Consider the following 21,535-nt stretch of genomic DNA (forward strand, 5'->3'; position numbering starts at 1 on the left):
ATAGTGCGTAAGTCCTATAATCTTTAAAAAATAATATTTATTTCCCAATGTGCTTATCATCAATCAAATACTGTCCAAAACTATCTATCCAGCCTTGAATAGATACCTCCCAAACATAAGTACGAGTTTTAAGTTTCTTCACTAGAGTAAGATCCTTAATTCCAAAATGTGTACTTCCTTCCGGCAACTCATCCCAGTCCACCTTTCCATTCTCAGTAAACCAGTCTTCCCAAGCTAATTGAATATCATGAGCCACAAATCGGTTGTTGGAATTATCCCAAGCAAATGGGTTATTACTATTCAACTTATTTACATGCAGGCGTTTAAAATATTTATTGTTCTGATGGATCTCAATAAACAGATCTAAATGTTTTTTGATGAAATCAAATTCAACATTAATTATGCCTTCATCCTCAAAAGCATCATTCTTATCAACCAATGCCATGTAGCGTTGTTTCTTGCTCCATTCCTTGTAATAGCTATTATAGTTTTCCTCAGCAACACGGATTGCTTCCTCAAACTCCAATCGGACACCACGTTTTTTTAAGTTCACGTACCGTTTTAGGGTATTCCATGATTCATGCAGGGTAATGGTCTGCAATTGAGGAATGGTAAATCCATCCTCAGCGTATCGTGTGGCAGCTTCATGGCGTAGATCATGGAATCTTAAGTCAGTGATACCACATGCATTACATGCCCGGGTAAAGTATGTAGACACGGTACGGGTATTCACTGGAATTAAAATATTCTTATCATATCCGAGGGCAAGCATTCGATCTCGGACTTCTGGCTTCATAAACTCATCAATCATATTGATGGCCCTTGGTTCCATGTGAGCATACTTATGATTACCCAAGGATCCATTCGGATTTTTAGCATCTCTGACTAACCACTGACTATTTAAATCATCGTAATCATCCAGGCGCAATGAACACAGCTCATCTTCACGGCGGGCAGTGTAGAGTGCAAACCACATAATTAGATGCATCGGCGTTGAATTCTTAACCCGTTTCCAGCTTTTATAAAAATAGTTGGTCAGCATTTGAAGCTCTTCAGCCGTAGGCAAGCGGTCACGCTGTTTGGATCTGGTCACAATCCTAGACTTCTGTAAACCAATCATGGCTTTTTCAAATTCGATTAGTACAGTCTCTAAGGGTTCGCCCCATACAAACTCTGCATGAACGATGACAGCTTTGATATGGCTTAAGTCCTTTAAGATGGTGGCAGGTGCGACACCATCAGTTCCTTTAACTGGATCGCCTTTTCTTCGCATAATTGCATAGTCAGAAAAGTCTTGTCGCGTTAAAGAATAGATATTCTTCTCAGAAATATCTAAACTAGCGATGTGCTGTAGTGCTCCTGTTTTTGTCCTGGCAAAGCTGTCTGCTTCTTCCAAATACTGAAAAATGAATTCCCTGAGCGTTTTGTGCTTTATTTGCACCGCCGGATTCAACATTTTTTCAGGGTGCAATTCGATTTCTGCTTCCGTGCGTTTGATCCAGTCCTCAGCTAATGATTTTTTGCTGAAGGTTTTTGATTGTTTGAATTCAGGGTAGCCTTGACGTTGTACACGGACTTGAGCTCTATACCGGGTTGTGCCGTCTTTTGTTTGTCGCTTAGTGACTGTTCCCATGAATTTGCACCATTAAAATATTGGGGTGCAAGTAGGGTGCAATCAAAGGACACTAAAAGTCAATACGAAGCGACTAAACGAAGTTAAACGAGGTTAAAGATTTTGAGCAAAAACAATGTAATTGAAGAATTGTTTGGAAGATCAATAGATAGGAAGCTTTGGGTGGCCCCCATGGCAGGTGTCACCGATCGTCCATTTAGAACCTTATGCAAGTACTTCGGTGCGGGTCATGCAGTCAGTGAAATGATGACTTCTGACAAGACCTTGCGCATGAGCAAAAAGAGCTTATATCGGGCAAATTTTGATGGTGAGCTGGCACCAATCTCAGCGCAGATTGCTGGTTCTGATCCGCATGACTTAGCTGAGGCAGCACGTTATCAGGTTGCAAATGGAGCACAAATTGTTGATATCAATATGGGGTGTCCAGCAAAGAAAGTCTGTAATAAGCTAGCCGGCTCTGCCTTGTTAAAGGATGAAGATCTGGTTGCACGTATTTTAGATGCAGTCGTCGCTGCAGTTGATGTTCCTGTGACTTTAAAAACCCGTTTGGGCTATCTCAACGGTCATGAAAATATCCTACGAGTTGCAAAACGTGCTGAAGACGCGGGGATTGCAGCGTTAGCATTACATGGTCGTACTCGTGAAGACATGTACCTCAATACGGCACGTTACTCCTTAATCAAGGAAGTTAAAGAGATGCTGAATATTCCCGTGATTGCGAACGGAGATATTGATAGCCCTGAGAAAGCCAAATATGTACTGGACTATACAGGTGCAGATGCCATCATGATTGGCCGTGCTGCACAAGGACGTCCGTGGATTTTTCGTGAAATTGCACATTATTTAGAAACTGGAGAGCATCTTGCTGCGCCAAGTATTGCTGAAGTGAAAGATGTGCTATTAGGACATCTATCTGAGCTTTATGAATTTTATGATGAATACTCAGGTTGCCGTATTTCGCGTAAGCATATTGCCTGGTATACCAAAGGTTTACGTTCCAGCAATGAATTCCGTCAAAATATGTATCAGGTAGAAAACACTGCCGATCAATATAAAGTGGTGGAAAACTATTTTAATGGATTACTAGAACATGGCCATATCATGAGCGATGTACAAGTAGATCAGGTGAATCTGTTAGAAACTAAATAAAAAGATAGACTTCCTACTTATTTCAAAAGGTACTGTAGTAAATACAGTACCTTTTTTATCTTATAGCTAAGATTTTATATGCTTCCGTTACATTAAAGACTGTAGTGAACATAGCCGCATATTAAGTTCACTGAAACTGGACAGGACATGGACATTGTTTACGTGAAATTGCTCTAAGCTGAATTTCTAGCATGGCAAGATGTTTATTCAATCTTGTTCATTCTCATGATCAAGGGAGATCTATAATGACAAATACCAATCGTCCAGTTACAGACTTTGGCAATAAAACCTCGACTGAATTATCAGAGGAACGTAGTGACGCATTAAATCAAGATGCAACAGATGCCAGTGCTCGACCAGATTTGAATTCACCTCAAAAAGATAATCCTCGTGTGCCAGATATGAATGAAGGCGAGGATAATGTACTTGCTACCAGTGCAGGTACTTTAGGCGGGGCAGCAGTTGGAGCGACTGCCGGTCTGGTAGGTGGTCCTCCAGGTGCAGTAGTAGGCGGTATCATTGGCGGGGTTGTAGGCGGCATTGCAGGAAATGATATTGCTTCACCTGATCATTCGAAACAGACGGATAACTACGAGCATTCAGAAAATCATCCAGAGGCAGATAATTATCAGCATCCGGACACGATTAAGCAGGAAGATGATTACTGGAGAACTGAGCATACTAACCGTCCATATTATACCGAATCCCGTACCACTTACAGCGATCTAGACTATGATCGTGACTATCGTGGTGCCTATCGGGTGGGTTATGAAAACCGTCCGCTATATGACCGTCAGACTGACTTCGAACATGCCGAACCTGAATTACGAACCAAATGGGAGCAGATAAAAGGTGAATCTCGTCTGAATTGGGAAGAAGCAAAATTTGCGATCAAAGATGCTTGGCATCGTATGACGCGTTAAAAGAACGATATAAAAAAAACCTCTCTTTGGAGAGGTTTTTTTTATGTTCTAAAATTAAATTTTGCTTTATTTTTGTTTCATTTCCAGCACTAACTGATTAATTAAATCAGAAGCTTCCATCTCACGAATTTGCGCCACATTCGAACCAGCCCAAAACGCGCCATAACCCTGATCACCATGTTTGGACGCTGCTGCATGTAACTGCTTGGCCAGATCATAAGTATATGGATAGGCAGGTACATCCAGACGATCAGGAGTGTCGATGTCTATATGCCAGTGATTAATGATGCCACGCGCTGGACGGCCGGAAATGCTGGCACTAACTTGAGTCAGCGGCTTGGACAGTAGCGCTTTACGATAGGCGTCATTGGCATTGGAAGATTTACACTGAACAAATGCCGTGCCTAATTGTACTGCTTCAGCGCCAAAGTCCATCATCTGACGTGCTTGTTCACCATTCATGATTCCGCCTGCAGCAACCACCGGCAATGAAAAATGCTGTTTTATTAACTTGACCAGATTAGAGGTTTTGACTGAGGCATCAAACTTGGTGCTAAAGATACCTCGGTGACCTCCAGCCTCAATGCCTTGAGCAATGATGATATCAATCCCTGCCTCTTGAATGGCTTTGGCCTCAGCAAAATTGGTGGCAGATACCATCGTCAGAATACCGGCATCTTTTAGAGCCTGAACCTGATGCGGAAGAGGAATGCCAAAATGAAAGCTGACCGCACATGGTCTTGTTTCCAGAACCAGATTCAAGAAATCATCATTGTCTTTAAAACTTGGGTAAATACAGTTCAATTGAGTGGGTGGATTAATTCCGTATTCAGCAAATTTATCTTTAAACTGGTCAATCCAGGCTTGAGCTACGTTTTCATCAAGAGGCTGGCTGTCATGACAGAAAAAGTTAACCTGAAATGGGCAGTCTGTAAGTTCCTGAGTTTTTAAAATCTGCTGGCGCGCAGATTCTACGCTGCTGGCTCCCAAGCCGAGCGAACCCAGACCACCTTGCTTTGAGACTTCCGCTGCCAGTTCAGGTGTCGAAACGCCTGCCATAGGGGCCAAAAAAATAGGATGTTTTATTCCAAGTTTTTCTAATAAAGACATAGATTTGCTCCCTGTTACTCTATCTACTTTGCCTATAGCCGCAGAATTAAGCAAATCATATTGGTTATTTTATTTTGAAATAATACTGTATGGATAACGGTTCAATTACATTTCTTACGACATGAGATGTCGTCACAAAGACAGCAAAGCTATAGTTCAGAACAGGGAAAATTTATAATAGGTTTTTAGTCAACAATTTGCTGAAATCATGTCTGATCGTATCCGAGAAAAACTACAAATTTTAGCTGATGCCGCCAAATATGATGTGTCCTGTTCATCGAGTGGCAGCAACCGCAAAAATAAAGACAAAGGCCTGGGTAATACCGGAAATGGGATCTGTCATAGTTATACTGAAGATGGTCGCTGTGTCTCATTACTGAAAATACTGTTTTCCAATGTCTGCATTTTTGACTGTGCCTATTGTGTCTCCCGTCGTTCCAATGACGTAAAACGTGCTGCATTTACCGTGCAGGAAGTGGTCGATCTGACCATGAATTTTTATCGCCGTAATTATATTGAAGGGCTGTTTCTCAGTTCGGGAATCTTTAAATCAGCAGATTACACCATGGAGCGGATGTTGCAGGTGGTGAAAAAGCTGCGTCTGGAAGAAAATTTTAATGGTTATATTCATCTCAAAACCATTCCGGGAGCATCGCAGGAGATTATTACTGAAGCAGGTTTATATGTCGACCGGATGAGTATCAATCTGGAAATGCCGACCGAAGCAGGCTTACAAAAGTTTGCCCCAGAGAAAACCCATACAGAAGTACAAAAAGATCTGGGAATTGTGCGGGACCGTTTAATCCAGTTGAAAGATGAACGTAAGATCATCAAATCCGTTCCTAAATTTGTTCCTGCAGGGCAGACCACGCAAATGGTGGTTGGTGCGCATAGTGAGACGGACAAAGATATTATTTTGATGGCTGATCGGCACTACAAGGAGTTTAAGCTGAAACGTGTGTATTTTTCTGGCTATATTCCGATTAATCCTGAAGAAAAAGCCTTACCCGCAATTGGCTCAGCACCACCCTTATTAAGAGAAAATCGCCTATATCAGTCTGACTGGCTGATGCGTTTTTATGGATTTTCAGCAGATGAAATTGTAGATGACCAGCATCCAAATCTGGATCTGGATATTGATCCAAAGCTGAGCTGGGCTTTACGTCATCCTGAGGCCTTCCCGGTTGATATTAACCGAGCCGACTACAAAATGATTTTACGCGTGCCGGGCATTGGAGTACGTTCTGCCAAAAAGATTGTACAGGCACGCCTTTTTGGTCAGATTCATATTGACCAACTGAAAAGGATGGGCGTGGCGTATAACCGGGCACAGCATTTTATCCGCTGTGCAGATACACCAAAATTTAAAAAGGAGCAGCAATCCCAGCAGATTCGCCAGCAGATTTTACAAGCTGGTCAATCCAAATATCAGCAACAATTGTCACCTCAACTGGGATTCGGTTTTTAATGGCACACTACTGTTTTGATGGCACCATGACCGGTTTATTAAGCTGTGTTTTTCGGGCTTTTGAATTTAAAGAATTTGATGTCAAAGTGACTGCCAATCCGCAGGCACAAAATGGCTTATTCGATGATTTTATTCATGTGGCCTCGAATGAAAGTCAGGGACAGCGGGTCTGGCAAGGCTTAAAACAGAAAATATCATCCAGCAGTTTAAAAGCCTTTTATTATGCTTTTCTTTCTGAAAAAGAACAGGCATTTCAGAATCTATTTGATTTTGCAGTTTATGTGTTTCAAAACCAGCGGCCGGTTGATAAAGATTATGGTCATCATGCAGTCATCGGAATGTCACAATGGTGCAAACAGGTCGGGCGTGAAAAGCATCGTATGGAAGCTTTTGTCCGCTTCAAAAAAGCCAAAGATGGATTGTTCCTCAGTCTGGTCAAACCGGATTTTAATGTACTGCCGATTATTTCCCGGCATTTTAAGGAACGTTACCAAGATCAGCGTTGGTTAATTTATGATGAGCAGCGCCACTACGGTATCTATTACGATTTAGATGATGTACATCAGATAGAAATGAATGCAGAAATAGTTGATCCACAAATCCGGATTGGACATAGTCAGTCTTTTAGTATTGAACTGGATGATGAAGAAGTACTCTATGATCAGCTTTGGAAAGATTATTTTAAAAGCGTGAATATTCAGGCACGACAAAATATGAAACTGCATATCCAGTATGTACCTAAGCGCTACTGGCGTTATATGAATGAGAAAGTACTTTAAATAAAATCTTCGCCCAAGTTTAAGGCATAATGGCAGCTAATATTTAGATCGAGTGTATAGATATGAAGGTATGGCTGGCATCCTTAGCTATGGTAACTGGATTGGCTGCGTGTTCAGCAGAGCAACAGAAAGTAGCAGTAGATCCGGGTAAATATCAGGTTAAAAGTGCACAGGAATTACAGCAACGTTTTGATGATCTAAACAGTAAGTTGGCACAGGACTTTCAGCAATTTAAAAAATTAGAAAGTATTGCCTTTTCTCATCAGCTGCCTTTGGATGTAAATAATCTGCAAACCTTGAATCAGCATCCTGTCAGCCGGACTGCTCTAAAATCCAGTAAAGTGGCCTATTGTGACATGATGAATGGCTATTTTGCCGAGATGTATCGCTTGGGGCATTATAATCTGAATCTGGTCGACAAGATCCAGTTGCCTAAAGCCGAGAATGAAGACCTGAAATCCAATTTTGCATCTAGCGATCAGTTCTATACTTTTATTCTGGATCGTTATACCACTTATCGCCAGGTTCAACAGACCATGAATTATGGCTGTAACTTAAAAGCTGCGTTATAAGTATGAAGCTATAAAAAAGCCCATCACAAAGATGGGCTTTTTATTTAGCAACCAGTTAATTTTTCTGGTTGAGGTTTCTCACCGGGGAAGAAAATTGGACGAAGTTTTACACCTAGACCATTTCCGAGAAATGCGAAGACCAGCCATAACCAGCCATGTACGCTGCCCGAAGCAATACCACTAAAATAGGCACCGATATTACAGCCATAAGCCAGACGAGCGCCATAGCCGAGCATCAAGCCGCCAATAACCGCAGCAACCAATGAACGTTTTGGAATATTGAAGTTCGGAGCAAATTTACCTGCCAGACTGGCAGCCAATAATGCACCAAGCATGATGCCAAAGTTCATCATGGATGTAATATCGAACCAGAGTGATTCAGATAAGGCTTTGGCATTTGCTGGTTGCTGCCAATACGCCCAAGAGGCTACATCAATTCCAACAAAACTTGCAGATTTCGCGGCCCAGACAGCAAGGGCAGAAGTGACACCCCATGGACGACCAGCCAGCGCCAAAGTAGCAAAGTTAAGCAGGGTTAAAATGATTCCGCCCCAGATTAATGGCCATGGACCACGCAAAAAGCGTTTCCAGCCCTGATGCTGGCTTTGAGCTTCAATTTCCAAGTTGCCATGACGTTTCTTTTCAAAAAATACAGTTGCAGCAGCAATAACAGCAAAAACGACAAAGCTCAAAACAAGTGCAGGAATGACACCAAAACTTTCTACAATGGAGATAGGTGCGAAATGAGGTAGGTTAAACCACCAGTCAATATGCGAAGTCGCAATCAGTGAGCCGGCACAGAAGAAAAACAGGGTGACCAGCATACGAGCACTACCACCACCCACAGTATAAAGTGTACCTGATGCACAACCGCCACCGAGCTGCATGCCAATCCCGAAAATAAATGCACCGATCACCACAGACAGTGAAACCGGACTGACAAAGCCTTGAACTGGATTACCAAACAGTTCACCTGCGCCTAAAGCAGGAAAAAATAGCAAGACAGCAAGACCTAACATGATCATTTGGGCACGTAAGCCACGACCACGACGTTCTTTAATAAAAACGCGCCAGCTGGAGGTAAAACCAAACGATGCATGATACAAGGTCATACCCAGTGCACCACCCACCAGAAATAATAGAGCTTGGTTCAGACCTACGATGTGATAAGCACCGACAGTTCCTAATACAAGTAAAATAAAAGCCACCCAGACCGAGAGATTCGATCGCTGGGAAGACGCAGCAATAACAGACATGGGAGATCAAGCTTTAAAAATAAAGTCGCGTATATTACGCAATTTCTCACTAAAATGGGCTGATCTAAGGCTACTAAGAGTCAATTAAACATCCTGATAACTGATAATAATTATGACTTTAAGTGATATAAGGTCGTGATTATTTCAGAAGATATCATTTTATTTAGAACAATCACCCGTCTAATAGTGAAACGTATAAAAAGTTTAAAAGCCTGCAAAGCAGGCTTTTAAAGATTGAAAGCTTTAAAAATTAATTTTCAGCTTTCTCACGTACTTTGCCTGCACCTTCTTCAATAGCACCGGCAGTTGCAGCAGTCGCGTTTTTAGCGGCTTCAGCAGTGGCATCGGCTGCTCGAGAAGTCGCAGCGGCGGCTTCATCAGCGGCACGGGAAGCATTTGCAGCCGCATTATCCATGGCTTGATCAGTTTCTTGAGAAGCCTCATGAGTGGCATCTTCTATATCATGGCCTGCTTGATCAGCAGCATTTTCTAAATGTTCGCCAGTTGTCGCACCTGTTTCAGGATTTTCTTTCTTATTACAACCCACTAAAGCAACGGTTGCAGCTAAACCCAAAGCAACAAGTAATTTATTCATCGTGTCATATCCTTTGTAGTTGTAAGGTCGAAAACAGTCTAGCGAGTATTTATTTGAATTTATGCTAATAATTAGATCAGAATTTGTTCGCTAAATGTAATTTTTATAAAGACTTATACAATTTCTGCTAAATATCAATCGTCTGATTATTTGAATGTATTTTCTTAAAAACCTTGTGTGGATTGCTTCTCATTGCTTATAAAGAATGAATAGACTCGCTTTCGTATGCAGTTTTAGATGTAACAAAACACAACTATTTCATCATCAATTTTTATCAAGCTAAAAGTAGAAACCATAAAAAAAAGCCCGCATAAAGCGAGCTTTTTTAAAATATGAAAAATTATAGACCAGCAGATGCCTTAAGTGCTTCGACTTTGTCAGTTTTTTCCCAAGTAAATGCAGTATCTGAACCTTCACGACCAAAGTGACCATAAGCAGCAGTCTGTTTATACATCGGTTGGATCAGGTTCAACATACGGGTAATACCGTATGGACGCAGGTCAAAGTGCTCACGTACCAATTGCACGATCAATTCATCAGACACTTTGCCTGTATTGAAGGTATTGATTGAAATTGAAGTAGGCTCGGCTACACCAATCGCATAAGACACCTGAATTTCACATTTGTCTGCAAGACCCGCAGCGACAATGTTTTTCGCAACATAACGGCCTGCATAAGCAGCAGAACGGTCAACTTTCGATGGATCTTTACCAGAGAATGCACCGCCACCGTGACGTGCCATACCACCGTAAGTGTCTACAATGATTTTACGGCCAGTCAGACCACAGTCACCTACAGGACCACCGATCACAAACATCCCGGTCGGGTTGATGTGGAATTTGGTATCTGCATGGAACATGTCGGCAGGAATGATTTTTTTCACGATTTCTTCAATCACAGCTTCTTTTAAATGAGCCTGTGAAATTTCAGGATCGTGTTGAGTCGAAAGCACAACAGCATCTAGACGAACAGGTACGCCATTTTCATAAGCGAAAGTCACCTGGCTTTTTGCGTCTGGACGTAACCAAGGCAATGTACCGTTACGGCGTAATTCAGCCTGTTTTTCCATTAAGCGGTGCGCATAAGAAATTGGCGCAGGCATAAGTACATCAGTTTCACGGCTGGCATAACCAAACATCAAGCCTTGGTCGCCGGCACCTTGATCTTCCGGTTTCTGACGGTCTACACCCTGAGCAATTTCAGGAGACTGTTTACCGATCATGTTGATGATCGCACAAGTCGAACCATCAAAGCCAAGGTCAGAATGATGATAACCAATACTGTTAACGGTATGGCGGACAACCGCTTCAAAATCGATGTTCGCAGTTGTTGTGATTTCACCGGCAAGTACAACCGCACCTGTTTTTACAAGCGTTTCACAAGCAACCCGTGCATATGGGTCTTCTTTTAAGATTGCATCCAAGATAGCATCACTGATTTGGTCAGCCATTTTATCTGGATGGCCTTCGCTTACAGATTCCGAAGTAAATACAGCGTACTCGCGCATAGTCCTATCACAGTTAAATTTAAAGACCCGATATGTTACATCGACTTGTGCTCTAGGACTAGCGCAACTCGACAAAATTGCACGAAATTGTTTCAAATTATTGTGCTTTTATTTGATTATTGGAATTAAAAAAACTGATATGCCTAATTAAACAGCAGGGTGGATTCATTTAATAAACTTAATAAATAATCTGTGAATTGATAAGAGACGCTTATTAAGCAGTGATATTTCTAAACAAATTTGCATAACTAAGTACTAAGAAAAATATAAAAATTAAATGCCTCAAATATCAAGGAAAGTGATCATTCTATTAATAAATTAAGGTGGGTGTATTGACCACACGACAGACAGCCTTGCTGCAAATAGTACGACTCTGCATAGTAGCTTCAAGTCTTCAGAAACCGCCTGTCAGGAAGTGGCGAAATCTTTTGGTATGGATTTGTTTAAAAGACTGTACGGAGATGGAAAAGCATGTATCAAAAGGCGTTTACCTTGATTGAAGTCATGATTGTACTCACGATTATTGCCATTCTGGCGACAGTAGCAGGCATGAGTTATCACAGTTATGTAGTGCGAAGCCAACTAACAGAGGTTTTTGAGCAGGCAGGTAGCTATCGAACTCAATTTATTGCCTCTGATGGACATTGTGATGCAGGCCGTCAAATTGGCAGCGGAACCCAATATATTGAAAAAGTCGTGATCAATGCCGCTTGTCGGATTGAATTTAAGCTACGGCAGGATAGGGTAGATACGGCAATCCGTGGGAAATCCATCGCTTTTGATGTTTATAGCGGCAGTTGTTCGTCGAGCGATATCAGTCAGCGTTATTTACCTAAAGATTGCCGAGGACAATAATTTTCGTGGTATCGATTAGCCTGATTTAACTTTAACCTTTATCTTTTATGTCTGGGGACCTTGGGCAAACAATAGATATTCACATATGCATTTTTATAGCCTGGAAAGATTATTTATTTAAATCCGGATCTTCTGTTTTGATCCCTATATGCATGTATCCTGAAAAGGAATTCAACATATTGTGAAAGTTTAATTTATAAAAAATAGTTAAGAATAATCCCAGATTTATCATTTTATTAGAATCTAACTTAGACTCTAGTCAATCAATGCATCTTAAAAGTGCAGAATATTTATCCGATAGGTAAATACAACATCAATAAATTGATAAATATTGTAGGCTAGTCTTTACCCCTCGCTGTTTTTTTAAGACAATAGACGGCAGTTTTGAAAGTCTTTTCATCATTTCCTATTTCTTCTGAATTTATTTGGACGCTGATTTATGACAACCCCGCTTAATGAACGTCGTATTGCAAACGCAATTCGTGTATTGGCAATGGATGCTGTGCAAAAAGCAAACTCAGGACATCCAGGTGCTCCAATGGGGATGGCAGATATCGCTGATGTGGTTTGGCGTGAATTCTTAAACCATAACCCAACAAATCCGAATTGGGCTAACCGTGACCGTTTCGTATTGTCGAATGGCCATGGCTCTATGCTTCAATACGCACTTCTTCATTTAACGGGCTATGATCTTTCAATTGAAGATCTTAAAGCATTCCGTCAACTTCATTCTAAAACTCCAGGTCACCCAGAATTGGGCTATGCACCGGGTATTGAAACAACCACTGGCCCATTAGGCCAAGGTATCGCAAATGCTGTTGGTTTTGCACTGGCTGAGAAAACTTTAGCTGCGCAATTCAATAAAGACGATATCAAAGTTGTTGATCACTACACTTACTGCTTTCTGGGCGATGGCTGCTTGATGGAAGGTGTTTCTCACGAAGCATGTTCTTTGGCAGGTACTTTAGGTCTAGGCAAGCTGATTGCTTACTATGACGACAACGGCATTTCAATTGACGGTGAAGTTGAAGGCTGGTTCTCTGACGATACAGAACAACGCTTCAAGTCTTATGGCTGGCAAGTGATCAAAGTTGATGGCCATGATGCAGATGCAATCCGTCAAGCGACTGTAGAAGCGAAAGCTGAAGCGAACAAACCAACCATCATCATGTGTAAAACAGTGATCGGTTTAGGTTCACCGAACAAACAGGGTAAAGAAGACTGTCACGGTGCACCTTTGGGTAATGACGAAATCGTATTGACTCGTGAAGCGCTTGGCTGGTCAGACGAAGCATTTGTCATTCCTGAGGATGTATACGCAGCTTGGGATGCCAAAGAAAAAGGTTCACAAGCTGAAGCAGCATGGAACGAAACTTTTGCCGCTTATGCAGCAAAATATCCAACTGAAGCAGCTGAATTAAAACGTCGTCTTTCTGGTGATCTTCCAGCTGACTTTGTTGCAAAAGCGGATGCTTATATCGCTGAAGTAAATGCAAAAGAAGAAACCATTGCTACACGTAAAGCGAGCCAAAATACGTTGCAAGCACTTGTACCTTCATTACCAGAAGTACTAGGTGGTTCTGCTGACCTTGCAGGTTCTAACCTGACACTTTGGAAAGGTGCACAAGGCGTACAGGACAATCCAGCAGGTAACTATGTTCATTACGGCGTACGTGAATTTGGTATGACTGCGATTGCCAATGGTGTAGCACTGCATGGCGGTTTCATTCCTTATGTAGCAACATTCCTGATGTTCATGGAATATGCACGTAATGCAGTACGTATGTCTGCGCTGATGAAACAACGTGTGATTCATGTCTACACTCACGATTCAATCGGTCTGGGTGAAGATGGTCCTACACACCAGCCAATCGAACAAATCGCATCTTTACGTGGTACTCCAAACCTGAATACATGGCGTCCATGTGACACCGTTGAAGCAGCGATTTCCTGGAAATCTGCTTTGATGCGTTCAGAAGGTCCAACAGCGTTGATCTTCTCTCGTCAAAACCTGCCATTCCAGACTCGTACTCAAGCACAAATTGAGAATGTAGCGAAAGGTGGTTATGTTCTGGCTGAAGAAAAAGGCGAATTGAAAGCGATTATCATTGCGACTGGTTCTGAAGTTTCTCTTGCAATGGAAGCTTATGCACAGCTTGAAGGTGTACGTGTCGTATCTATGCCATGTGCTGAAGAATTCATGAAGCAAGATGCTGCTTACCGTGAATCAGTTCTTCCTGCAGCGATTCGTGCACGTGTAGCGGTTGAAGCTGCACATGTAGATTACTGGTGGAAATTTGTAGGTCTGGATGGTCGTGTGATCGGTATGACCACTTACGGTGAATCTGCACCTGCTAAAGACCTGTTCAAACACTTCGGTATTACAACTGAAGCTGTTGTAGCAGCTGTAAAAGAGATTACTGCTTAATCAACTGATTAAGTCGTTTTTTAAGGGCGCCCCAGTTTTGGGGCGTCTTTTGTTTTTTTGCTTTCTAGCCTTGTTTTCATGTGGCAACCGCTAAAAAGTGTTCTCCCATAATTGAAATGAAAGAGTGAGATAAACATGAGCTTGTATGAACAAATTAGTGACGAAATTACTTTAATGGATGCAGGCGAGCAGAAATGGATCGGGCAGGATCTCCCCCTTGAAGCAATGGTTGCGGTTGAGCTATTACTTCAGGAAATGGCTGAAGAAAAAATCATTAAAGTACGTCGCAAGAACCATGAAAAGCATTCTGGTTTGAAACAGGTGGATCGTATTCTGGTTGAAAAACTTTAAATATAAAGCGTAAAAAGTCCCTAATTGGGGCTTTTTTTATGTCGGATGATTTCCATCTGACAGGTTGCTTATGAGCGCCAGATGAGATAAAGCTAAGTTGAAGTTGCTATAAAAACTCCGCGACCACTATCGAAACGACTTAAATTAAAGAAATAAGCCAAAGAAGCAGTTAAACATGAATATACAGCCCCAGATCCAGATCAAATCTCTAGAGCAAATATCACAGTCAGAATGGCTATCTTTATGGCAAGACTATCAACGCTTTTATCAAACGCAAATTTCGGATGAGGTAAGTAAAAATACCTGGGATAAATTAACCAATTATGAATTAGATTCAATGTACGGTTTTGCGGCCTTGATTGATGAAAAGGTCGTTGGGATTGTGCATGTCATCGAGCATAACAGTAGCTGGACAGTAAGACCATATGCTTATTTGCAGGATCTATTTACCTATCCGGACTATCGCGGACGGGGCGTGGCGCGAAAGTTGATTCAGCATGTCTATCAGGTAGCGCAGCAGCGTAATTGCGACCGGGTTTACTGGCTGACTCAGGAATCAAATCATTAGGCGCAAGCATTGTATAACAAAGTCGCCAAGAAAACTGGATTTATTCAGTACCGTATGGATTAAAGCTCAAAAATTAAAAAAATAACTTACAATTTTATCGTTTCATTGCTGCAACAAAACGTTTTATCTTTAAGGCTGTAAACGGTTCCAGATTCTATACACTTAATAAAATCCAAAACGTGAGATAAAAACATGAATTTAAAAACATTAGCATTAGGCTTGGCAGTCGCATCTGTAGCAACATTTTCTATGGCAAAACCAGTGGCTTATACGATTGACCCGACTCATTCAGCAACGGTTTTCTCTTGGAGCCACTTTGGTTTCTCTACACCATCTGCAAACTTCAGTGATATACAGGGTACGATTAATGTTGATAATGAAAAACCTGCGAATTCTTCGGTCAATGTGAATATCCCGGTTGCAAGCATTAATACGAATGTGAAAGCGCTGGATGACCATATTAAGACAGCAGAATTTTTTGATGCTGCCAAATATCCGAATATCACTTTTAAAAGTACTAAAGTTCAGGCTTTAGGCAAAAACAAATACAAAATCACCGGTAACTTAACCGTGAAAGATGTCACTAAACCTGTGGTACTGGATGCAGTTTTAAATAAACAAGGCGTACATCCAATGACCAAATTACAAACGATTGGTTTTAATGCAACCACTTCATTTAACCGTTCAGCCTTTGGGGTAGGCGGCTATGTTCCAAATGTGGGCGATAAAATTACAGTGAACATTACTACCGAGGCTTCTGTACCTGCTCCGAAAAAGTAAGAATGACAAATTAAAAAAGCACCCAATAGGGTGCTTTTTTATTACGGTTATTTAAGTTGCAGGTTTTCTAAATAAAGCATCAATACCGAACTGGCTGCCTGTTCAAGCGCGGGTGCATAGCTTTGATGATCCGCCCGCAAGGTGGGGATATTGATTTGGGCTTTGCGTAACTCACAGGTATGTCCAATCAGCCATTTCTCTAAACTTTCACTGGCTACTTCAGCATGGAATTGTAGTGCTAGAATATTCTGTCCTACCCGAAAGGCCTGATTTGGATAAAGATCAGAGCTGGCCAGCAATTCAGCCTGTGCAGGAAGGTCAAAGGTATCACCATGCCAATGCAGGACGTCGATATCTTCGAGAGCTTTTAGTGGATTATTTTCAATAGAGGCAAGACAGAGTTTAGACCAGCCAATTTCTTTGCTATGTCCTGCATAGACTTTAGCACCGAGTGCATGAGCAATGAGTTGAGCACCCAGACAAATACCTAAAGTGGGTAAATTCTTCTCTAAACGCACTTTAAGTACGTCTATTTCTTGTTGTAAGAAAGGGTAGTCCACCGTTTCATAGACACCAATTGGACCCCCTAAAATAATTGTCAGACCTTTATATTCATACGCCTTTCGTAGGTCATCAATTCCAGCTTCAAAATAGCGAACACGTAATCCTAGCTGATAAAACACATTTTCCCAGGCACCTAGGTCTTCAAAAGCCAGATGTTGAATGGCATATACGGTATCAGGGAAGTGGTCAAGGTTCAGCATAGCAGTCAGGTCTAAATGGAAAATATTTATTTAACGTTATTCTGCAAAAAATTAGAAGTCTTTTTAATCCGGTGATTTAGCCTTAGGTAGATGATTCATTCGAATCGGCAATTCTCTGTAAGCCTAAGACTCCGCTTTGTATCAATATGCAGCGATATTTTCCTTTTCTATAAAAAAGGCGTTAGAGTAGAAAGCAGTGGATAATCATAAGAGGCAGGATAAAAAATGCACAATATCTGCTTATATGTCGATAAAAAACGTATCAGTCCTTATGCCATGTCGGTTTATGTGGCTTTAAAAGAGAAAGGACTCAACTTTCAGGAAAAAATGATCGATCTGAATCTGCTGGAACAGCAATCTTTGGCTTATCGTAAAATTTGTCCGAGTGGCAAAGTCCCTTGTTTGATCATTGATGATTTTCATTTATTTGAATCTTGGGCGATTACCGAATATCTGGAAGACGCTTTTCCGGCACCGGATTATCCTGCTTTATATCCTGCAGAGATGAAAGCTAGAGCAAAATGCCGCGCCGTTCAGGCCTTAATTAAAACTGATTTTTCCTCTATCCGGCAGGATATGCCTTCAACTTCGATCTTTGTTCCACCTAAAAGGCCTTTAATCGCATCGGCTGAAACCATGCAGGATATTCAGCGCTTACTGGCAATCACAGAAACTTTACTTGAAGAGCTATGGCTCACCGAACAATGGTCAATTGCAGACTTTGATCTAGCCTTTATGCTGCATCGTCTGCTTAGTCACGATGTTGAGCTTCCCGAAAAGATTCAGGCTTATATCCAGCGTAATTTTCAGCGATCTTCAGTGCAGTCCTGGATTTTGGAAAATGAAAAACCGCGTACTCATGCTGAGTTTTGATTCTATATCGGGTAGAGAGGTAAATTTAATAATTCAAGCGCTGAATTTGCTTAATGAATAAACATGGATATTTTAAAAGAGAGCCAAGCTATACAAAAAATTGCTTAAATATCAGCAGCGCAGGCGTATTATAGAAAGTATAGGTAATAAGAAGTAGCTAAAACTTAGAATCAGATTCAAATGAAAAGGAGTATAAGGTGGGTGGATCACATCATCATGATCATAGTCATGTAGAAGTTAGTGCGAAGAATGCTAAAAAACTGTCCATCGCCTTAGCTCTGACGACAGCCTTTTTAATTGTAGAAGTTATTGCCGGTTTTATGACTCAGAGTTTGGCCTTGCTTTCTGATGCGGCACATATGTTTACAGATGCCGCTGCATTGGCGATTGCACTGGCTGCGATTAAGATCGGGCAAAAACCAGCAGATGATAAACGTACCTTTGGCTACCAGCGTTTTGAAATTCTGGCGGCTTTGTTTAATGCGATTATGCTATTTCTGGTAGCGATGTATATCCTGTTTGAAGCTTACCAGCGCCTGAGCCATGCTCCTGAAATTGAAAGTCTGGGCATGTTGATTGTCGCCATACTTGGACTGGTTATTAATCTGATTTCCATGAAAATTCTGGTTTCTAGCAGTCAGGAAAGCTTGAATATTAAAGGAGCTTATCTGGAAGTACTGAGTGATGCACTAGGTTCGGTGGGTGTCATTATTGGCGCAATCATCATCTATTTCAGTGGCTGGATGTGGATCGACACCGTGATTGCGGTCATGATCGGATTCTGGGTCATTCCACGGACATGGATTTTGTTGAAACAGAGTATCAATATTCTGCTAGAAGGGGTTCCTGATGAAATCGATATTGAAAAACTGCGCCATGACCTACTGGCGCTAGACGGTGTTGAAGATATTCATCAGCTAAAAGTCTGGGCGATTACTTCCAAGAAGGTGATGTTGACGGTGCATTTAGTTGCGCCAGACGTTGACTATAAAAAGTTGCATCAGGAGGCGTTGGAGATGTTGCATCATGAACATCACATCACCGAGATGACATTGCAAATTGAAGCAGAAGATTGTCCCCCAGAACAGCATCGGCAATCGGACCATTTACATGAACAGCATGAGCATAAGGAAAGCCATCAACATTAAGTGTGAGAAATTTTGCCATCACACTTGATGTATTTTTAAACTTCGATCTTTTATTTTAGCCTTTTAATAATGACACAATTACATCTTTATAACTCGGTGGTGCTTTCACATAATCGCGCTCTCGCAACATCTGATGCATTTTGGGCAGATTTTGATGTGGAACAGAGGCCATTAAATGATGTTCAATATGATAATTTACATGAATCGGTGCAACGAAAGCACGCGCTAGCCAGCCTGCACGGGTGGTACGGGTATTAGTCAATGCAGAATGGCTAGTTTCTAGACCAGCATGCTCAGCCATTGCCCGGATACGGATAAACAGTGGGAAAGGGGTGATATAAGCTAGGGGCCATAATAAATAAAGTTTCGGATGACCGCTGGCCCAAAGTGCAAAAAATAGGGCAGCATTGGAAATCAGCATGCCCGAGCTATTTTTTAACAGATTCTTGGCCAGTTCCAAGTTACTGCGATTACCACGAGGAATTGGTTTCGGATCATTAGAAACACTCCATTCCAGAAGTTCTAAATCCATTAAGACACGACCAGTCAGAAATTTCAGGCCGGATTGACCATTTAGATCTCTAAAGAATTTTCTGAATAATGATTGTTTAGTAATTGGAAAGTTTTTGACCAGACCTAAATCTGGATCATCAGGTTGAGAGGTGCGGGCATGATGTTTCAAATGATAAGGACGATATTTACCGACCTCATTCCAGATCGGACGGGCACACAACCAGTCAGTAAAGTATGTGTTTAGCCACTTGGTTTTAAACAGACTGTGGTGTGAGGCATCGTGCATTAAAATGGCCATAGCCAGCTGACGACCTGCCAGAATGGCTAATGCCAAGGCACACATCAATATTTTTCCCCAGACTGGTAAATATTTCCAGCTATAAGCGACTGTGCCAAAGGTCAAAACAATCACAGCCCAAGTTGAACCCACTGCCAGAGCACCCTGTAAATCGGATGGGGTAGTCAGCTCTCTAATTTCTTCACGGCTAAATAGCTCTGTGACGCTCACTTTACTGTTCATTATTCTGCCTTGATCTAATTCTTGTATTTCTTATCACTATATTTGAATTAAAATATTACAGTCAATTTATTTTTGTGAGCATGTAGGAAATAAATTATACACCTTGTTGTTGAAAATATTGCTGCCATAACTGCTGGCCTTGCTCCTCCATACGCCGTACAGCCAGTTCAAACTTTTGTCGGGCTGGAGCATCTAGCCATTCTTCAGGCAATAGCGGATCTGCACGCAGACTAAATACAGCAGATTTTGCCAGATAAAAGGCGGTTTTAGCTGATTCAGCCAAGGATAACTGTTGATGGTTTTCAAACCATTGTTCAATTTCCTGGCTGATATTCAAATAAGTTTGATGCAGGCCATGAATATCCCAAAGTGCAGATACATGGGTGTGCTGATCGATCTCGCTGACCTGAAAAAATCGTGCGCCTTGATCCAGACCAAACTTGACGGCTGCTGATTTAAGCTCGTTCAAACCAAGTTGCAAATTGTCCGGGCGGATAAACACGTTCTGTTCCAATTCCTGAAATCCATAATAACGCAGGGCTTTTTCCCGTTTAGATAAGGCCGTACGATCTACTCGCCCCAAAGCACCGGTATAAACCAGAATGTACTTACCATCCCAAGCCGTAGCGGTCTGCATATTGGGATGTTTGTTCAGGCTAATAAAAGAAGTATCAAATTTTTTTTCAATTAACTGATAAATGCCGCGTTCTACTGATTGAATGATCTGATCCTGATTAAGTCGTGCGACTGCAACCCGCAAGCTGTTGTCAGAGATTCCTAATAAATCTGCTGCACATAACATCTGTTTGATGCTAACAGTAGAGTTATGTGAGGCATAGAGCAGGTCTAGCACCAGATGTCGGGCATTCAGTTTATAAGTCATGAAACTAGATCGTGATTAGAAAATGAGAAATTGGAAACTTTTTGTACAATAGCATTTTGAATATGAAGAGCCAAAGAGAAATACGACTAAAGTGTTTGTATATTCAGGCAATTAATTTTAATTAAAGACAACGTATATGGATAAAAATCACTAGATAAGGTGTTGGTTTTCTACTGAGGCACTGTATTTTACAGTTATTAAGCTGGTCTAAGCAGCAAGTCAACGAAAAAGACATGAATCTGTTTTTATTCTTGATTATTTTTAATCCCAGCTCCCTAGGGAACTGGGATTACCTAAAAAATTAAAGTGAAGTGTTAGTTATAACTGCTTCAAAATTGGGTATATGAACAAGAAAAAGATTTCTTATTCATACGGATTACCTTACATATTCGGGTAATTCGGACCACCGCCACCTTCCGGTGTCACCTAGGTAAACCTTACCGGATTTATCGGAGATTTTTTTATTTAAGTTAGACCACCTGACCTAACGGGTTAATCTTATCATAGTACATTGCTTCAAACTCAAAAGGCGATACATAACCCAGTACACTGTGTACATGCTTTTTATTGAACCAATCTACCCAATTTAATGTCGCAAGTTGTACATCTGCTAAACTTTGCCAATCTGCTTTTAAATATTCAATCACCTCTGTTTTGTATAAGCCATTCACCGTTTCAGCCAGAGCATTATCGTATGAATCACCAGTTGTACTGACTGATGCTCGTAAATTTGCAGCTTCTAAACGATTGGTATAGCGATTAGAAAGATATTGAACACCTCTATCGGAATGATGAATCACATTCTTTGGCATGCCTCGATCGTGCAATGCTTGCTCTAATGCATCGAGCACCATATCTGT

At 41.3% G+C, this 21,535-nt stretch carries 21 protein-coding genes; 12 read left to right on the forward strand and 9 right to left on the reverse strand.

Annotated elements, in window-relative coordinates:
* Positions 1-37: 37 nt before the first annotated feature.
* Positions 38-1,633: a tyrosine-type recombinase/integrase gene (locus B3Q46_RS01600; RefSeq protein ID WP_286712967.1), complete on the reverse strand. Its 1,596-nt coding sequence runs from the start codon at positions 1,631-1,633 to the stop codon at positions 38-40.
* A 129-nt stretch (positions 1,634-1,762) separates the two neighbouring features.
* Here B3Q46_RS01600 and dusB point away from each other — a divergent pair, with 129 nt between their 5' ends.
* The gene (dusB, locus tag B3Q46_RS01605) at positions 1,763-2,782 is read left to right on the forward strand and encodes a tRNA dihydrouridine synthase DusB (protein ID WP_286712983.1); all 1,020 of its coding nucleotides are present in this window, start codon (positions 1,763-1,765) and stop codon (positions 2,780-2,782) included.
* A 245-nt stretch (positions 2,783-3,027) separates the two neighbouring features.
* On the forward strand, positions 3,028-3,705 hold the full coding sequence (locus tag B3Q46_RS01610; protein WP_159123758.1) for a hypothetical protein: 678 nt from the start codon (positions 3,028-3,030) through the stop codon (positions 3,703-3,705).
* Between the two features lie 66 nt (positions 3,706-3,771).
* Here B3Q46_RS01610 and B3Q46_RS01615 read toward each other — a convergent pair whose 3' ends face one another.
* Entirely contained in the window at positions 3,772-4,815 is a 1,044-nt protein-coding gene (locus B3Q46_RS01615; RefSeq protein ID WP_262735535.1) for an NAD(P)H-dependent flavin oxidoreductase, read from the reverse strand.
* Positions 4,816-5,023: 208 nt separating this feature from the next.
* Between B3Q46_RS01615 and B3Q46_RS01620 the strand changes: the two genes are divergently transcribed.
* From B3Q46_RS01620 to B3Q46_RS01630, 3 genes are all read left to right on the forward strand, one after another.
* Positions 5,024-6,283: a putative DNA modification/repair radical SAM protein gene (locus B3Q46_RS01620; RefSeq protein ID WP_262735534.1), complete on the forward strand. Its 1,260-nt coding sequence runs from the start codon at positions 5,024-5,026 to the stop codon at positions 6,281-6,283.
* Positions 6,283-7,062: a TIGR03915 family putative DNA repair protein gene (locus B3Q46_RS01625; protein ID WP_262735533.1), complete on the forward strand. Its 780-nt coding sequence runs from the start codon at positions 6,283-6,285 to the stop codon at positions 7,060-7,062. Before B3Q46_RS01620 ends, B3Q46_RS01625 begins: the two co-directional genes overlap by 1 nt.
* Positions 7,063-7,124: 62 nt before the next feature.
* The gene (locus tag B3Q46_RS01630) at positions 7,125-7,634 is read left to right on the forward strand and encodes a hypothetical protein (protein WP_262735532.1); all 510 of its coding nucleotides are present in this window, start codon (positions 7,125-7,127) and stop codon (positions 7,632-7,634) included.
* Positions 7,635-7,678: 44 nt separating this feature from the next.
* Here the strand turns inward: B3Q46_RS01630 and B3Q46_RS01635 are convergent, their stop codons facing one another.
* From B3Q46_RS01635 to metK, 3 genes are all read right to left on the reverse strand, one after another.
* Positions 7,679-8,890: a YeeE/YedE family protein gene (locus B3Q46_RS01635; RefSeq protein ID WP_175967369.1), complete on the reverse strand. Its 1,212-nt coding sequence runs from the start codon at positions 8,888-8,890 to the stop codon at positions 7,679-7,681.
* A gap of 250 nt (positions 8,891-9,140) precedes the next feature.
* Entirely contained in the window at positions 9,141-9,485 is a 345-nt protein-coding gene (locus B3Q46_RS01640; protein WP_175967370.1) for a hypothetical protein, read from the reverse strand.
* 340 nt (positions 9,486-9,825) lie between these two features.
* Positions 9,826-10,992: a methionine adenosyltransferase gene (gene metK / locus B3Q46_RS01645; protein WP_004786281.1), complete on the reverse strand. Its 1,167-nt coding sequence runs from the start codon at positions 10,990-10,992 to the stop codon at positions 9,826-9,828.
* 471 nt (positions 10,993-11,463) lie between these two features.
* Between metK and B3Q46_RS01650 the strand changes: the two genes are divergently transcribed.
* The 5 genes from B3Q46_RS01650 to B3Q46_RS01670 all read left to right on the forward strand — a co-directional run bounded on the left by B3Q46_RS01650 (position 11,464) and on the right by B3Q46_RS01670 (position 15,974).
* Positions 11,464-11,847: a pilin gene (locus tag B3Q46_RS01650; protein ID WP_005235174.1), complete on the forward strand. Its 384-nt coding sequence runs from the start codon at positions 11,464-11,466 to the stop codon at positions 11,845-11,847.
* A gap of 439 nt (positions 11,848-12,286) precedes the next feature.
* Positions 12,287-14,275, forward strand: a complete 1,989-nt coding sequence (gene tkt / locus B3Q46_RS01655; protein WP_005235176.1) for a transketolase — start codon at positions 12,287-12,289, stop codon at positions 14,273-14,275.
* 135 nt (positions 14,276-14,410) lie between these two features.
* Positions 14,411-14,626 (forward strand): hypothetical protein, encoded by a 216-nt coding sequence (locus tag B3Q46_RS01660; protein WP_004786275.1) that lies wholly within the window; start codon positions 14,411-14,413, stop codon positions 14,624-14,626.
* Between the two features lie 175 nt (positions 14,627-14,801).
* Complete coding sequence (locus tag B3Q46_RS01665; protein WP_104426231.1) at positions 14,802-15,194, forward strand: GNAT family N-acetyltransferase; 393 nt, start codon at positions 14,802-14,804, stop codon at positions 15,192-15,194.
* A gap of 192 nt (positions 15,195-15,386) precedes the next feature.
* Positions 15,387-15,974, forward strand: coding sequence for a YceI family protein (locus tag B3Q46_RS01670; protein ID WP_005235180.1), 588 nt, complete (start codon positions 15,387-15,389; stop codon positions 15,972-15,974).
* Between the two features lie 47 nt (positions 15,975-16,021).
* Here B3Q46_RS01670 and B3Q46_RS01675 read toward each other — a convergent pair whose 3' ends face one another.
* A complete protein-coding gene (locus tag B3Q46_RS01675; RefSeq protein ID WP_104426230.1) occupies positions 16,022-16,738 on the reverse strand; it encodes a glutamine amidotransferase in 717 nt (238 codons plus the stop codon).
* 225 nt (positions 16,739-16,963) lie between these two features.
* On the opposite strand from B3Q46_RS01675, the gene yfcF reads away from it, so the two are divergent.
* Both yfcF and B3Q46_RS01685 read left to right on the forward strand, forming a co-directional pair.
* Positions 16,964-17,611, forward strand: coding sequence for a glutathione transferase (gene yfcF, locus B3Q46_RS01680; RefSeq protein ID WP_104426229.1), 648 nt, complete (start codon positions 16,964-16,966; stop codon positions 17,609-17,611).
* Between the two features lie 197 nt (positions 17,612-17,808).
* Positions 17,809-18,759 carry a cation diffusion facilitator family transporter gene (locus tag B3Q46_RS01685; protein ID WP_104426228.1) on the forward strand — a complete coding sequence of 317 codons (951 nt, stop codon included), beginning with the start codon at positions 17,809-17,811 and terminating at the stop codon, positions 18,757-18,759.
* Between the two features lie 55 nt (positions 18,760-18,814).
* Here B3Q46_RS01685 and B3Q46_RS01690 read toward each other — a convergent pair whose 3' ends face one another.
* The 3 genes from B3Q46_RS01690 to B3Q46_RS01700 form a co-directional block, all read right to left on the reverse strand.
* Positions 18,815-19,792 (reverse strand): fatty acid desaturase family protein, encoded by a 978-nt coding sequence (locus B3Q46_RS01690; RefSeq protein WP_104426227.1) that lies wholly within the window; start codon positions 19,790-19,792, stop codon positions 18,815-18,817.
* A 94-nt stretch (positions 19,793-19,886) separates the two neighbouring features.
* Complete coding sequence (locus B3Q46_RS01695; protein WP_005235191.1) at positions 19,887-20,675, reverse strand: PaaX family transcriptional regulator C-terminal domain-containing protein; 789 nt, start codon at positions 20,673-20,675, stop codon at positions 19,887-19,889.
* A gap of 470 nt (positions 20,676-21,145) precedes the next feature.
* A partial coding sequence (locus B3Q46_RS01700; protein WP_286712981.1) for an integrase core domain-containing protein occupies positions 21,146-21,535 on the reverse strand: 390 nt, incomplete at its 5' end.

Source organism: Acinetobacter sp. UBA2581 (assembly GCF_002339435.1).
Lineage (GTDB): Bacteria > Pseudomonadota > Gammaproteobacteria > Pseudomonadales > Moraxellaceae > Acinetobacter > Acinetobacter variabilis.

Excerpts from the sequence above, each read along its gene's own strand:
- B3Q46_RS01600 (WP_286712967.1), bottom strand. The coding sequence starts at position 1,633 with ATGGGAACAGTCACTAAGCGACAAACAAAAGACGGCACAACCCGGTAT.
- B3Q46_RS01610 (WP_159123758.1), top strand. The coding sequence starts at position 3,028 with ATGACAAATACCAATCGTCCAGTTACAGACTTTGGCAATAAAACCTCG.
- B3Q46_RS01615 (WP_262735535.1), bottom strand. The coding sequence starts at position 4,815 with ATGTCTTTATTAGAAAAACTTGGAATAAAACATCCTATTTTTTTGGCC.
- B3Q46_RS01620 (WP_262735534.1), top strand. The coding sequence starts at position 5,024 with ATGTCTGATCGTATCCGAGAAAAACTACAAATTTTAGCTGATGCCGCC.
- B3Q46_RS01625 (WP_262735533.1), top strand. The coding sequence starts at position 6,283 with ATGGCACACTACTGTTTTGATGGCACCATGACCGGTTTATTAAGCTGT.
- B3Q46_RS01630 (WP_262735532.1), top strand. The coding sequence starts at position 7,125 with ATGAAGGTATGGCTGGCATCCTTAGCTATGGTAACTGGATTGGCTGCG.
- B3Q46_RS01635 (WP_175967369.1), bottom strand. The coding sequence starts at position 8,890 with ATGTCTGTTATTGCTGCGTCTTCCCAGCGATCGAATCTCTCGGTCTGG.
- B3Q46_RS01640 (WP_175967370.1), bottom strand. The coding sequence starts at position 9,485 with ATGAATAAATTACTTGTTGCTTTGGGTTTAGCTGCAACCGTTGCTTTA.
- metK (WP_004786281.1), bottom strand. The coding sequence starts at position 10,992 with ATGCGCGAGTACGCTGTATTTACTTCGGAATCTGTAAGCGAAGGCCAT.
- B3Q46_RS01650 (WP_005235174.1), top strand. The coding sequence starts at position 11,464 with ATGTATCAAAAGGCGTTTACCTTGATTGAAGTCATGATTGTACTCACG.
- tkt (WP_005235176.1), top strand. The coding sequence starts at position 12,287 with ATGACAACCCCGCTTAATGAACGTCGTATTGCAAACGCAATTCGTGTA.
- B3Q46_RS01660 (WP_004786275.1), top strand. The coding sequence starts at position 14,411 with ATGAGCTTGTATGAACAAATTAGTGACGAAATTACTTTAATGGATGCA.
- B3Q46_RS01665 (WP_104426231.1), top strand. The coding sequence starts at position 14,802 with ATGAATATACAGCCCCAGATCCAGATCAAATCTCTAGAGCAAATATCA.
- B3Q46_RS01670 (WP_005235180.1), top strand. The coding sequence starts at position 15,387 with ATGAATTTAAAAACATTAGCATTAGGCTTGGCAGTCGCATCTGTAGCA.
- B3Q46_RS01675 (WP_104426230.1), bottom strand. The coding sequence starts at position 16,738 with ATGCTGAACCTTGACCACTTCCCTGATACCGTATATGCCATTCAACAT.
- yfcF (WP_104426229.1), top strand. The coding sequence starts at position 16,964 with ATGCACAATATCTGCTTATATGTCGATAAAAAACGTATCAGTCCTTAT.
- B3Q46_RS01690 (WP_104426227.1), bottom strand. The coding sequence starts at position 19,792 with ATGAACAGTAAAGTGAGCGTCACAGAGCTATTTAGCCGTGAAGAAATT.
- B3Q46_RS01695 (WP_005235191.1), bottom strand. The coding sequence starts at position 20,675 with ATGACTTATAAACTGAATGCCCGACATCTGGTGCTAGACCTGCTCTAT.